Source organism: Cysteiniphilum sp. JM-1 (genome assembly GCF_008711525.1).
Lineage (GTDB): Bacteria > Pseudomonadota > Gammaproteobacteria > Francisellales > Francisellaceae > Caedibacter.
On sequence record NZ_VXKS01000012.1, the window covers coordinates 1 to 15,028 of the forward strand.

Sequence of the window (15,028 nt, forward strand, 5' to 3'; positions counted from 1 at the left end):
TCGATCACGTCTCCACAAAAAATCAAAAAAAATCTGTAGTGCCTTAACTCAACTTTGTGTATGGCTCAATGCCTTATGCTGTCTACGTTTCAGAAATTTTGCTTACCAAGTTGGGTATTTGGCAAAGTATGACTTATTGCAGTTTGCACGCAAAGACCGACATTTTATCAACTCTCCTGATCAATTAGCGCAATTGGTTGGCTTTGAGCTTGGCTATACGGTGGTTACTAAGCAGTTTTTTGAGCAATATTGTGATCAGAGTAAAGTGATCATTCTTAAAGATAATTGGTTTTATGATCATGAAATTTCATTATGTTGGTATGATCGTGGTGTGTTACCGAGTTACTTTAAAGCGTTAATTGATGCGATTAACTAGATCGTCCCCTGAGCTCAGTCGAAGGGGAAAAAGAAAAGCAACAGATGGCTTCGACTCACGCTCAGCCAACATCCGTCCCCTGAGCGAAGTCGAAGGGGGGAGCGGGAAAGGGAATGACAGAAAATGGCTTCGACTAACGCTCAGCCAACACACGTATTTAGTGCGTGTTTTAAAATGGCGGGTATTTAACTAAACTAATGACCAATTTAAGCGACAACAAAAAGCAAAGAGAGTTTGTTATGCAACAGAATAATGGATTTAGTTTAACGACACGGATCATTCATATGATTGGTTTTGAGTTATTTGCAATTATCATTTTCGCCCCTGTAGCGGCATTGGTGTTAAATAAAAGCATTGTTGAAGTCGGTGCATTGGGTGTACTTATCTCATTGATGGCGATGCTGTGGAATTTCATCTACAACTGGATGTTTGATCATTATGAGGCAAAGCTTGGCAAAGATCGTTTCAAGCGCAGTGCCATCACGCGCGCAATACATGCATTATTGTTTGAGTTGGGACTTTTAGTGGTAACGATTCCACTCGTTGCTTACTGGCTTAATATGACATTATGGCAGGCGTTTATTGTTGATATTGGTTTTGTCGTATTTTTCTTGATCTATGCCTTTGTATACAACTGGCTATTTGACTGTCTATATCTGCAGTTATCGCGTAGAGCAATCGCCTAAGAAACTGAGTTAATCTCATGGATCTTAACAAGCTTTATCATATTATTTTCAACCTTTTTCACCTCGATAATAAAGCCATTGATTTTAAGGCAACAGTTGCCAATTGGGATTTCACGTAATTCGTCAATAATAAAGCCAGAGATGGTTTTAGCGCTTTGGGTTGGCAAATGCAGGTGCAAATGACGATTAATTTCACGGATGGTGGTATCTCCGGTGGTGCTATAAGTATTATCTTTACCTGTTTTAATATGGGTTTCAAGGTTGTACGTATCGGCAAATTCACCAACGATTTCTTCAATAATATCTTCAACGGTAATAATGCCTTCAATCTCACCATATTCATTCACTACAGTGGCAAAACGCATGCCTTTTTGTTGGAAATTAATCAATTGGCGCTTAATAGAGATATGATCGGGAATATAGTAAGGCTCTTTAAGTAGCGCTAAAACCTCTTCATAGGTGGGAGTGTCATCTGTGGCAATAAACTTTAATGCCTCGCGTGTGAGAATAATACCGGCAATATTCTCAATGTTTTCATAGCACGCGATCAAGATAGAGTGCTTTGCATGAACGATTTGGTGAATGACTTCAACAATATCAAGACTCAAGTTGATATATTCGATTTTATGATGTGGGATCATCACATCAGAAACTTTGATCTGATCAAGCTCTAATACACCTAAAAGCATATTTTTGTTTCGGGGTCCCAATTTACTTTTAGAGTCGTGGACAACCGAGTGAATCTCATCACTGCTTAATGGCTCAGCCGTTTCTTTGTGTTTTATTTTAAGTCCTACTAAACGAAATAACAGATTAGCAAAACCATTTAATAACCACACAAGTGGGTAAAATAAAACCAGTAAGATGAGTAGTAGAAAAGAAGCGGGAAATGCTAATTGTTGCGGGAAAAGTGCAGCCAATGTTTTTGGAATAATCTCAGCAAATAGAAGAATAATGATGGTTAGCACAATGGTTGAAATAATCATGCCAATATGCCCAAAATGCTGCTCGGCATAGCTGGTTAAGATTGCTGAGGCAATGATGTTGGCAAAGGTGTTGCCAACAAGAATCATGCTTAACAGGCGATCAGGGCGTTTAATCAGATTTAAACTACGTTTGGCGGCTTTGTTTTTACGTTTTGCCATGTGCCGCAATTTATATTTATTTAACGACATCATTGCAGTTTCAGACCCTGAAAAAAAAGCAGAGCATAAAATTAAAATGACCAAAAGAAGAAGTGTAAAGCTAAGATCCATGAGTTATTGGTTATATATTAAATTTATCACCCGGTTATCATAGCAATCAGCTGTGGGCAGTGCATTATTTTTATTGTTTTTTATTGCCAAAAATGGGCGCTTGCGACGAGATTGATTCTCAGATTGGTCACATAAGATTCTGATGCTAATTTCTACTAAGAAACACTTAATTTAATTTAAAAATTCAAAAATATAATATGACTATTTAAATATCTGATTTTACGCTCTCGCTATTTAAGTTCATATTTTGACCCAAACAATTATTTAATCCGACCCCGAGGAATATATATGATCAGCAAGAAATACAAATTACTCTATATTTTATCTGCGCTAAGCTTAACTGCCTGTGGTGGCGGTGGCGGCGGCTCATCAGCGACACCTGATACACCAACAATAGCAGCCAATGCCAAGCTTATGACGGATGTCTCGCGTCCATATATGAGTGATAAAGAAGCGATACTTGAAATGTCTGTTGAAGTAGGAAGTATCAATCAAATGCTGTTACAGGCGGCTGATAATAAGACGCAGTTAGAAATATATTCAAGAGAGTTTGTGAGCACTAGTTCCTCAAGTCATGCAATACACTTTGAGGAAATAAGCTCTGATCAGTCATGCTTTACCAAAAAAATTCTGCAGCCTGCTGAGAACTGTATTGATCAGTGGAAAGTAAGCACGGTCAATCAAGAAGATCAATATCAAGGCAAGGTTGTTTATGGTACCAATCTTGGTAGCATTGAAGCGCCTGTTCAAATTGTTTTTAAATCACCAACTGATCCAGTCTTTCAAAGTGATCGCTTTACGATTAGCTCGATTACACCCATAGCAGTGGGCGAAACTACGAGCATCACTTTGAACAATAGCACTCAATATCCGATTAACTATCCAGTCATTGAATTTCCTAAAGGGATCAAACCATTTATCACTGATATGTCGACTGTGACAGAGATTAAAAGTGGTCAATCAGCCATTATTCGTTTTAAAATCATCGATAGTAAAGAAGCGCAACAGGCACTAAAAGCGTGGCAAGATGATCTTAATGCAAATAAAGAAGATGTACATTTAAAATACTCAAGTGCACGTTTTTCGACGCAAGTTTACCCATTGCAACCAATAATTTATTTGCATGATTTAGTCATTCAAAAATCAAATGCTCAGAATTTTCGTGAGATAGATGGCAAGTTAGCGATGGATTTATCAATACTTAATGTCAGCCAAGACAGCATGACAAATCTTATAGCTGATATTACAAAAGGTAGCCAATATATCACAGTAAATCACTCAAAATGCCATTTCCCATTACAAAAAAATAATAGCTGTATTGTGACCATTATGATTGATCCAAGCATTTCAAATGCCTATGCTGCCGATCAAGTTTTTGATGTAAGTTTCAGGGTGAATGATCAAAGCAATAGAGAACCAAATTCAATGAGCTTTTTGCTGGATATGAATGCAAATGTTGCTATTGGTCTTGAAAGTACTTTAGTTGCAGATCATGAGAATCAGATATATTTACAAAATAATAGTTTGATTCAATGGCTTCCATCATCTGATGTAGAAGACTATAAAATCATGGATGGAATGATGAATGATATCACATCAGAATTTGTTATAGGCAATGGCGTTAAGTCACCTGATTGTTTAACTGCTCATACAATAGCTAAAAATACAGGATGTTATATTACTGTACTGCCAAATACTGATCAAACAGGGAAACAACTTAAATTGCATTTGGATCATTCTAATGTGCAAAACACAGCACTTTTGTTGCCGAATTATAGTGCTAACGGCATTAGTGGTAATAATGCATTAACGCCTGCAACAGTAATTAAAGGACGTGATTTATCAATGTATTTTACGATAGCACCACCATCATCCAAAACATTTAAGGGTTTTGAAGTCGTTGGTCTATCAACTGCTACACAAGATATGAGTTATCCCAACAGTTGTAAACAAGGTGATATTGTCAGTAGTGATCATCCTTGTCAGCTTAAAATTGATATTGCTGGAGATGAAATTGATGGCGAGAATTTTAAACCGCAATTAATCATACTCTGGCAAGATGGCACGCAATCAACTGCTGAGCTTAATATTGATGTGGTTGATCCTACGCAACCAGGCGAGGATGTAAGCGGTTTGTCTGATATTAATCTTTTACAGTCGCAAACGAATTATGTTGATATCAATCAAGATGGCATACAGATATTTATTAAAAATACAACGGGTAAAGTATTATCAGCTTTAAATATACACATGCTACCGCAATGGCTTAATGATTTAGTTGATTTAAGCCAGTTGCAGATGATCACACTTAGTCCAGATCAAGAGCTTATCGTTAATATTCCCCTTAAATCGGATAAATCAGCAAATGATCTAAGTGCTGCGTTAAGAGCACATCTGGATGAGATTACACATAATGATCATCAAGATGAAACGGGTGGTCAGGTAATACGTTTTACAAGCAGTAATGCATTAGATGACTATTTTCCAAAGATTAAAGTGGATACCATTCCCTATTTTGATACGGAAAATCTTAATCATGGGGATAAGGAGCAAACGCTGGCTTATACGATGGTGTTTGGCAAGCCTAATCAACAGTATATCGAGGTAAAAAATCCAACCAATTATCGTTATGATATAAATTTCTCAGAAAGTTTACCCAGTGGTATTACACGTGTGATGTCAGGCGCAATCAATGGGTTAACAAATTGTAGTGAGTTTCCAAGTTTATTAGCAGGGGAAAAGTGTGCAGTAGCATTGATAGCATCACCAAATGCAAATGTTATTGAAGGTGATCATCTTGATTTGATCATGACACCCGCTGAAGGTGATGTGACAAGCACAACAACACTGCAGATGAATTTTGAAGTGAACTATGTTTATGATATCACTTATCAAGCCGAGGGCAGTGCAATTGCAATACCGTTATCAGGTCATAAGGTATATAACTTAAAATTAGTCAATAATGAAGAAGGCATACAATGGGTTCCTTCAACGAATATTTCAGATTATATGATCAGCCATGACCAAGGCGTTAGTGGACTTAGCATCACCGCACCAACCATAATGCCAAATTGTACGGATGGATCTGCAGTTGCTACGGATGGCTATTGCTATATTGGCTTAGAGGTTGATGAGCATGCTTTAACACAGTCAAACTATCAGCTAAGCCTTAAAATGGGCGAAAGTAATTTGGCACTTGATGTGTTGAATGTTGGACAAATATCAATTGTCGAGTATGGCAAGGCAAGTGTTCAGCTAGCGCAAAATGGTCATAGCATTAATCATGTTGTGCGCGCAGGAGAAATCATTGATGTGGTGATTTCAGCACCTGAGAACTGGTACGCTTCTGTAGAGGATGATCAGCAATATAGTATCAGGGCAAACCATCCTGCTATTAGCTTTCCTCAAGGGAGCATGTGTATTCTTTCACAATCTACACAAAGTACTGACTGTAAAGTGCCTGTCCAGATCGACGAGGCGCTTCAAAGTGGTCATTATCTCTTGAAGATAATACCTGAACAGCAAACGATTCTACCTATTAATTTATCTGAATTAGACTTGGGTGTTTCTTCAGTAAAATACACTTCGATTTCTAGTTTTAATAATCATGTTTGTGCACTCGATGACAAGGATAATGCTTATTGCTGGGGGCGTAATTTCAATGGTCAATTAGGATCAGGAGAAAGTTATGAGTATGCTTTAGAGCCTGTATCGGTTGTTTTAGGAGAAGCATCAGCAGGAAATCAGTGGCAGAATATTGCGGTGGGATTCTATCATACTTGTGCACTTAATCAGCTTGGAGATGCGTATTGTTGGGGCTCTAATTACAAAGGAGAGCTTGGCAATGGTAGCTTTCAAGAGAGTAATACGCCCAAAGCACTTGCAAATGGCGAGATTCCACAAGGTGTCAAACTTACTGAAATTCAATCGGGTGCTTCATTTTCTTGTGCGCTAGCGACAGATAAGCATGTTTACTGTTGGGGTAATAACCAAAATGGTGTGTTAGGTGCTGGGATTGCCGATCCAAATAAGACAGTGCCTGTAAGAGTTAATGAAAGCAATATAACGCCAGGTGCGGTGATTGAATCAATTTCTCTTGGAAATAACCATGCTTGTTTATTAACAGATACAAAAGAAGCTTACTGCTGGGGCAGCAATTACTATAAAGAGTTGGGCACTCAATTGCCAGTGAACACATCAAATACACCAATTAAAGTAAACCTTGAAGGGGTGAGTTTAAAAAGCATATACACGGGGCATTCTCATACCTGTGGCGTGAGTGATCATAATGAAACCTATTGTTGGGGTAATAATGAAAGTGGTCAATTAGGTACTGGAGTGCCTCCATCTTTAGGTGAAGCTTTACCTAAAAAAGTAGAAAGTGGCTCAATGCCCGAAGGTGTGTTTATAGAATCAATGGCATTGGGTAGCGCTCATAGTTGTGCCATTGCAAGTGATGATAAAGTCTACTGTTGGGGTGCAAATAGTAATGGATTGCTTGGCAATGGCGTTGAAACGGGTAGTTATGAAAATAAACCGATTGCGATTGTACAAGGAGATATTCCAGAAGGTGTACTTATGAGTTCAATCGTTGCCGGAAGTTCACATACATGTATTCTTAGTATGGGGTATAGCTATTGTTGGGGTCGAAATACAAATGGTCAGCTTGGTAATGGTACGCTCAATAATAGCCTCATTCCTGCTGTTGGCAAATTGCCGATAGTCTAAACATTACAAAGTTAGAAAACGCCATACATTTACTGTTTATCAAATCACTTCAAAGATAATTAACATGCTTTAAAGGAGGGCTTTGTATGCTATGTTATTTTAATAAAAGAAAATTAAAACTCATTACTATTTTATCATCGATGGTCTTGATAGGTTGCGGTGGAGGTGGTGGGGGTGAATCTTCTGATTCAATGCCGAATCCAACCCCTTCGACATCGCCAGATCCTGCACCAAATCCAACGCCTATACCAACACCAACACCAACACCAACACCAACACCAACACCAACACCAACACCAACACCAAACCCTCAACCGGAGCCAGAACCAGAACCTAAACCAGAGGTTATTCCAGAAGGGATAGGACAGCTTACAGCCACTATTGATGAAGCACCGTCTGAGCCTAATGCGTTAGACAATGTTATGCTTGAATTGACCAATGAAACTGGGCAAAAATTTAGCTATCCACTTGTGTATCTTGCCAATGGTGTTGAGATGCAAAGCGGGCGTTATACGATATCTTCATATATGCTTGGTGAGAATAAGCTTGAGTATGCGCTATCTCATGATCAGATTGAGTTATACCCAAATGATAATAAAACCATTGCAATTACATTTCAAAAGGTTGAACCAGAACCAGAGCCTGAAGAAAGTGAGCATATTGCGTTAATGCCGTTTAAAGATGTGAGTTTTAACATGCTATGGTCAACTGTGCCACCACGATCCAATTTACAAGAAATTGCCGATGTTTCTAAACACTATGATTATGTGTTGGCATTTATTACGCAAAATGCATGGTCAGATAGTTGTTTTCCAGCATGGGGTGGATCTCCTGAGCTTGCTTTAGATAAAGCACTTTATGTTAATGAAGTCAATTACCTTAAGAATCAAGGGGGACATATAGGGATTTCATTTGGTGGTGAAAATGGCAGTACCGTGGCAAGTAAATGTACGCTTAATGAGCTTGTTACTGTTTATCAAGAAGCCATTAATACTTATGATCCTTTTATGATAGATTTTGATGTTGAAGGTGGTGCTTTAGGTGATACTGAGGCAAATAATAAACGAATAGATGCTTTGCTTGCAATTAAACAAGCCAATCCGAGTATTAAGTTTTCATTTACCTTACCTGCAAATATTGATGGTTTTCCACCTTCTGCGATGCAGATCATACAGCGCGCAAAGGAAAAAGGACTAGAGGTCTTTGAATGGAATATGATGACAATGGCATGGTATGCACAAAAACTCCAAGATAAGCCCATATCAGATAGTGTTATTGCTGCAGCTGAGAAGGGGTTTACGCAATTAAAGTCAATTTATCAAGAGGCATCAGATGATGAAATCTGGCAGATGATACGTGTCACGCCAAAGATTGGCGTTGATTATGATTACAGTGAGTTTTATCCACAAGATGCTTATGATTTGCAGGAATATGTCAAATTAAAGAAAATGGCAGGTATTTCATTTTGGTCAATGGATGGTGATCGTAATCAAAATAAAACAGGTGATTTGGGAGAGCATGCAAGCCCTGATTATTCAGGCGTGGAGCAAGCACCTTATGATTTCACGCGTGCCTTTTTGGGTAAGCTGCCAACACCTACGCCAACACCTGATGAAATCAGTGTTAAATTTGTATTAAGTGGAATTCCTTCCTTAGCAATGGGTAACTTGACATTGACAGATGCCAATAATCAAACATTTACATTTACGCTAGATCAGTTGCGATCTTCTGAGGGTATTGCCCTTAGCGAGGGTGCGTATACGCTACAATCGTTGATTATATACAATGGTGTGAGTTATATTCTCTCGACACCGCAAATATCGATATCTCAAGGTATGTCATTACCTGCGACGATTGATTATACAGAAGTAGCTGCTAATGAGTTGGGTTATGTTAATATTTCACTGACTGGTTTGCCACAGGCTGCATCACAGCGGATGGTAACGGTTTATGATGCGCTTTATCGTGTTGTAATCAGTAAAAGTACCAGTAACTTTATGACAGAGTTTGAGTTGCCAGAAGGAGTATATCACCTATCCTATGAGGGTTACTTAGATGAAGTAAATAAGCGCTACTATAGTGCATCACAAACCGAGCAGGTGGTAATTGAAAAAGACAGCACAAAAGATTTGAGCATAAGCTATACCGCTGATAGCGTGTTTTATAAGGTTGGTGCGTATTATCCGGCATGGGGAACTTATGATCGAAATAATCAAATTCATGATTTGGATGCAAAAGATTTAGATGTGCTTTATTACGCATTTTTAAACTTTGATAGCAATGGCAATGTCAGCTTAGGCGATAGTTATGCCGATATTGATAAGCGCTTTACGACTGAAGTGGTAACAGAGCACGGAACCTATAAGCCCGGAACATGGTCAGGGGAAGGATCAGATAAGCCTTTTTATGGTAATTTAGAGCGTATAGCGCAATTAAAAGGTTTTGCTAAAGAAAAATACAATAACACGTTGATTGCCGTGTTTTCGGTAGGGGGCTGGACTTGGTCAACGCATTTTGCAGAAGTCGCTAGAGATCCAGTAAAACGTGAGAACTTTGCCAATACAGCAGCGGCTTTAGTTCAAGCATATGATATGGATGGACTTGATTTAGATTGGGAATTTCCAGTATGGGGTGTACAAAATGCTTTTTTAAATGCAGCGCAAGCTGAGATTAAAGCCGCAGGGGCTAGTATTAGTGACGCGCAAAAGCAAGCCATTTATGATAAGCATTTGGCATATGAGGAAGCAGATAACTATGTTGAGCTCATCAAAGTGACACGTCAAAAACTCAATGAATTAGCCAATATTACAGGCAAACATTACCACTTAAGTATCGCAATTAATCAAGCACCCGATAATATTATCGTCAATAGCTACAGTAAGATGATGGATTATTTAGATTCAATTAATATTATGTCCTATGATGCTGCAGGGACTTGGGATCAAACGACGGGCAATCAAGCGCCACTCTCAGCTGCTGAAGGTTCTGATGCACCAAATTATACGACGACTAAAGGAGCATGGAATTTAATAAGCTCAGTTGCGGCATTAAATGCAGTAGGTGTTCCTAATAATAAGATTGTTGCTGGTATTCCTCTTTACGGGCGTCAATGGGTTGGGGTTGCCGAAGGTCAGAGCCATATCCCAGGCGTTTATCAAACCGGTAACGCAGGTAATGGCGAATGGGAAGTTGGCAATCTGGGGTATAACTGTATCATGGGGGGGACTTTCTCAGTACAAAAGACAATTGAAGTTTGTCAAAGCTTTGAAGATACAGCCAGTGAATATACTTATATTCTGGTACGTGATAATAATGAGGTGCTTAGAAGTGTCGGTAATTTTGGTGAAGTAACATCCTCTGGATATCGTGTTAGTGGCATCCTTTATCCCTTTGATAAAGTGATAGAAAGTTACTATTACAATCCGATAAGTAAAATGTTTATCACCTATGACTCGGCAACGATGGTTAACATAAAAGGTCAATGGATAAAACAACAAGGATTACAAGGTGGTATGTTTTGGGATACATCCGGTGATGTGCCAAATCCATCAACTAATCCAGATCCTTCTTTAATTGATACACTATCGCAGAGTTTCTCAGGTTAGAGTATTTTTATCTAAAAACGCTTTGTAACAATGATAATACATGACGTTACGATGCTGAAACTGACTTAAATTATTTTTTATTTATACTGTGCCTGCTTGTAAAATGATCTCTCAAATAAGAAGGAGTATAGTTCGTGAAAAATACAGTTAAAATATCCTCAATCTTAAGTCTGATCTTTGCAGGAGCTGCTTCAGCGGGTATTAACACAGAAGATAAGAAGCTTGCAGTTTCAGCGACAGAAGCCGCTTACCATAGTAAAACGATCGAAGATAATCAGTATATCAAGGAATCAATCTCCAGAATTGAAGAAGATGGGTGGCGCTATGAGTTCTTCTTTGCTAAAGAAAGTGATGAAAGACAAAATATTTTACACAAAGCAAGAATAATGACAAAATCACCCGCACTTCAAAATGCACTCACCCAATATAGCCTAGAAAACCAACTTAACTACTTAGGAAATGGGATGCAAGGAGCGCTTCTAGGTACGCAAGTATTTGCTGCAAAAAAGGATAATAAAGCGATTATTGCCTTTAGAGGAACAGACACCATTAGTAATGTAATCGTTGATTCTGCAGCATTTCAAGTGAATTTTGAGCAAACAAATACCGGTGTGCATGCCGGGTTTTACAGCTATCTGCTTGATGTGGTTGAACGAGATACAAACTTTGCCAACTGGTTAAAGGATAACGTTAACAAAGATACCCAGTTACTGATTACAGGTCATAGCTTGGGAGCGGCGGTGGCAACGCTAATGGCTGCATATCTGATTGAACAGGGCTTTTCTAGTGAGAAGATTAAATTAATTACCTTTGCTGAGCCTGCTCCTGGGAGTGAAGCGTTTGCTGAGAGATATGCCCCATTACTTAAGAATTATGTATGGGAGGCTAATATTCCAGATCCTGTGGTATGGTCTACGGCAATAGCAGGAGATCTTTATACGAAATATATGCATCATAAAGTAAGTTATCATCACTTTGGTCAGTTCAATGGTTTCTTAAATACCAGCCAAAGCGTAATCAATATTCACTCTGTCGATAACTACTATAATCAGGTAATGACTGAGATATAGTTATACCCATCAATTTTTGATTCAATCACCCCTTCAATAGCCTTTGTTTAGCATATTTCATGTTGAGATGGTTATTGCGTCAGCATATAAAGTTCAATATCAATAATTCAAATAGAGATATTAGGAAATCTAATTTTACTCAATCATCAATATAGTTCATATTTTGATCTGAAAAATATCACTATTACCCCCCTACAAAATAACATTAGGAGAAATTATGAAATTTAATCTAAAGCATACCTCATTACTATTTTCATTAGCATTAATAGGCTGTGGCGGTGGTGGCGGTAGCAGCAGTGGCGATATGCCAATTCCAACACCTGTTAAAGCGCAATTGACAGCCGCAGAAGCAATTAAAGCACCCGCAGTTATTCAATCAGGTAAAACAACGGTTTTATCCTATACCGTGACGAATCCTGTCGTCGAGCAGGTGAAAATTGGGGCTATTGGTCAAAGAAGTAGTAATGCCTCAGTAGAAATTCAAGGCTTTGATGTGCCAGTTACTGATGGCGTTGAGTTGAATTATGATCTCAGTTTACCGCAAAACACTTGTTTTGATGAAAATGGACAAGGCAAAATATTACCAGCAGGTGAACAATGTCATATTGCTTTTTTAGCTAAGCTAAATGGCGCGATTGATCAAGAAACAGATAGGCATTTAGTCTTAGCCGTAAGAACATCAGATAATGCAGAACACTTGCAGATTAATAAGTCATTAAAGTTTGTTTCTCAACATGATGCACGCTTAATTGATTTAACGGGTTCAATCACAACAAGCCGTTATCTTAAACCGGGTTCGATGGTTACAGTCGATGTGCGAAATAATACATCAGCAACAATTAACGCCCTAAATATCCAATTGCCAGAATGGTTAAAGGATATTGCTTTAAATATTTCTGCTGCGCAGATAGATGAATTGCATGTTGGTGATAGCTTTAGTTTTAGTTTTAATTTAGCGATTGATCAGAAAACAATAGATGCGCTTACTATGCATCAAGATGATACCGTTGATATTATGATTGAGGCAGCAAATGCCAAAGATACACATGCTATTGATCTAGAAGTTACTACTTCGATTGTTGATAGTAATGATGTTGCTTTTCAACAGCCTGAAATGCAGACAGTAACTTATACTAATAACACCGATACGGTTTTAACGATTAACTCTGTGACACTTGAAAATATTGCAGATAATAGCATTGTGATAGAAGACAATAATTGTCAAGAAACACTAGCAGCGCATGCGTCTTGTCGCGTGCTGCTAAAAGCAGGTGATAATGCAAGGGTAAGCGATTATGCGCAACCTGCTCACATTGTGTTTGATTACTCAACAGAACATGGAGCTAAATTAAATTCTCAAAATGCCATCAATATCAATCCGGTGAATGTTTCTATTGAGAAAGATGTTCATGCTAAGCAAGGCGAGACTTTTGAAATTAATATTACCAATGATGGTCCGTTTACAGCAGACCTTCCTGACATGTCACATTTTAATATTATGCAAGACAATAAGAACATAGCGGGTTTAACACTTGATCCTCAGTCAAATTGTTTTAATACAGCGCTTGAAGTAGGGCAATCGTGTCAGGTTAAAATACACGCCGCTGAAGATATTACACCCGATGGATATTTATTGCATATAGATCAAGGCAATAATTTGACTGCTGATGTTAATGAGTCATTTTATATCAATGATGCTGATGCAAGTATTGTTGTTGAAGCCTTTGAAAAACATGATCGTTCAAATATGGGTTATATTAAACTGGTTAACAATGGCGAAGTTGGCATTAAAAATATAGGGCTTGATCGCACTTATTTGCCTGAGAATGTTGAGTTATATAACGGTAGTAATGGTACTTCAAGCTACGGCGCAACATGGTGTACTGCTGAGCTTTGCCCCAATTATTGTGAGGTGAATGATGGGGTGTTTAATCTTGCGGTAGGGGAATCTTGTCATTTGTATATGTTTAGTCCCTCTGATGTGAATATAGCACAGGCACAGCTAACGATTAATGCACTTGGTCAAGACTATGGATTTAATCTAACAAGAAAGACAGCACTTTATGCAGACACCCCAAATGCAACACACTCTAGTCACGAGCTTTATCAGTTTGTGGATGATGGTATTGACTTTCAAGAAGAAAAAATAGTAAAACATTTGCATACAGCAGGAACGATAGAACAATATTATTGGCTTGAGAATGATCCTGATCATAATACATTGGCTGTTGTTGTCATTGATAAGTCACTTAATGATAGAAGAACCATTGAACTGCTTAAAAATATTGGTGGGACTTGGGTTAACCTTAACTTTCCGAGTAACTATTATGTTTATCTTGGTCTTAGAGCCATATTTAGTCCAACAGGTGAGCTTCAAGTGATTGTTGGAAATTCTTCAGAAAATGGGGTAAGAGTGATTGGGAAACCAACAGCGTCAGGCTATACATGGCATGAAGATTTTGTCTCTAAAACTGATGAAAAAGGCTATGGTGATGTAAAAATACTAATGGATCAACATAGCAACGCTTATGCAATTAGATTTGATAGCTATTATAGCTCTGGTGACTTTTTTAAAATTGGGTTTGGTGTTGATGATACGAGTTTCTATATATCACAAGGATTACTAAAGCATAGTCTCTACTTTGCTCAAGCTGATTATATGGCAGTAATTGATGCACCCGATACGGACTCACATAGCATTAATTTCTTTAACCATCAAAGTAAGCCTGTGGAAAAAAATAAAAGTACTATTATCAATCATCCTGATGCATCCTACTTAATGCCAAGTCATTACAAAGAAATTTATTCAGTACTTGCCATACCCAATGCGATGTCTTTCTATGCTTTAGTTGATGCTGGACATAGCAAAAAAGAAATTGTTCAGTGTGATATTGATTATGAGCATGGGCATTTTGGTGATTATTTACATTGTCGTGAATTGACTGAAATCCCAGATGCAGCGGCGAGTGCAAAAACATTGAAGCTAATTGATGGCAAGTTATTTTTAATCGGTGCAAAGGTAAAAAAAGAAGCACCGCGCTCAAATAAATTCTCAATCTTTGAGTATGCCGACAAACAGTGGACTGAGTTAAGTTATCTATCAGCAGATTTTAGCGAAGGCTACCAAATATCTGAGTTAGGGTATCAATATTATTATCCGATCGTACAACACGACTAGAACATTAATTATCAAATCCTCAAATATTTCTATTAAAAGAATTGATTTTACGACATCTTCAAATCAGATCATATTACACATCATAAAAGATCATTATTTGAATCAAATACTTTGAGATCCACAAACGGA

Annotated in this window: 7 protein-coding genes; 6 read left to right on the plus strand and 1 reads right to left on the minus strand. The window is 38.0% G+C overall.

What is annotated here, in order from left to right; all coding sequences use genetic code 11:
- The coding region (locus F3D68_RS06720) for a hypothetical protein (RefSeq protein ID WP_224728259.1) at positions 1-376 on the plus strand (376 nt) is incomplete at its 5' end.
- Positions 377-615: 239 nt separating this feature from the next.
- Positions 616-1,062 carry a PACE efflux transporter gene (locus tag F3D68_RS06725; protein WP_117001377.1) on the plus strand — a complete coding sequence of 149 codons (447 nt, stop codon included), beginning with the start codon at positions 616-618 and terminating at the stop codon, positions 1,060-1,062.
- On the opposite strand, the gene F3D68_RS06730 is transcribed toward F3D68_RS06725, so the two are convergent.
- The gene (locus F3D68_RS06730) at positions 1,059-2,318 is read right to left on the minus strand and encodes an HlyC/CorC family transporter (RefSeq protein WP_151193682.1); all 1,260 of its coding nucleotides are present in this window, start codon (positions 2,316-2,318) and stop codon (positions 1,059-1,061) included. The two genes, F3D68_RS06725 and F3D68_RS06730, sit on opposite strands and share 4 nt — an antisense overlap.
- A 288-nt stretch (positions 2,319-2,606) precedes the next feature.
- Between F3D68_RS06730 and F3D68_RS06735 the strand changes: the two genes are divergently transcribed.
- From F3D68_RS06735 to F3D68_RS06750, 4 genes are all read left to right on the plus strand, one after another.
- Positions 2,607-7,046, plus strand: coding sequence for an RCC1 domain-containing protein (locus tag F3D68_RS06735; RefSeq protein ID WP_151193683.1), 4,440 nt, complete (start codon positions 2,607-2,609; stop codon positions 7,044-7,046).
- A gap of 86 nt (positions 7,047-7,132) precedes the next feature.
- On the plus strand, positions 7,133-10,651 hold the full coding sequence (locus tag F3D68_RS06740; protein ID WP_151193684.1) for a glycosyl hydrolase family 18 protein: 3,519 nt from the start codon (positions 7,133-7,135) through the stop codon (positions 10,649-10,651).
- Between the two features lie 134 nt (positions 10,652-10,785).
- A complete protein-coding gene (locus F3D68_RS06745) occupies positions 10,786-11,721 on the plus strand; it encodes a lipase family protein (RefSeq protein WP_151193685.1) in 936 nt (311 codons plus the stop codon).
- Positions 11,722-11,938: 217 nt separating this feature from the next.
- The gene (locus tag F3D68_RS06750) at positions 11,939-14,899 is read left to right on the plus strand and encodes a hypothetical protein (RefSeq protein ID WP_151193686.1); all 2,961 of its coding nucleotides are present in this window, start codon (positions 11,939-11,941) and stop codon (positions 14,897-14,899) included.
- The last annotated feature ends 129 nt before the right edge of the window (positions 14,900-15,028 follow it).

Coding starts and splice junctions, on each gene's coding strand:
- F3D68_RS06750 (WP_151193686.1), top strand. CDS start 11,939: ATGAAATTTAATCTAAAGCATACCTCATTACTATTTTCATTAGCATTA.
- F3D68_RS06725 (WP_117001377.1), top strand. CDS start 616: ATGCAACAGAATAATGGATTTAGTTTAACGACACGGATCATTCATATG.
- F3D68_RS06735 (WP_151193683.1), top strand. CDS start 2,607: ATGATCAGCAAGAAATACAAATTACTCTATATTTTATCTGCGCTAAGC.
- F3D68_RS06740 (WP_151193684.1), top strand. CDS start 7,133: ATGCTATGTTATTTTAATAAAAGAAAATTAAAACTCATTACTATTTTA.
- F3D68_RS06730 (WP_151193682.1), bottom strand. CDS start 2,318: ATGGATCTTAGCTTTACACTTCTTCTTTTGGTCATTTTAATTTTATGC.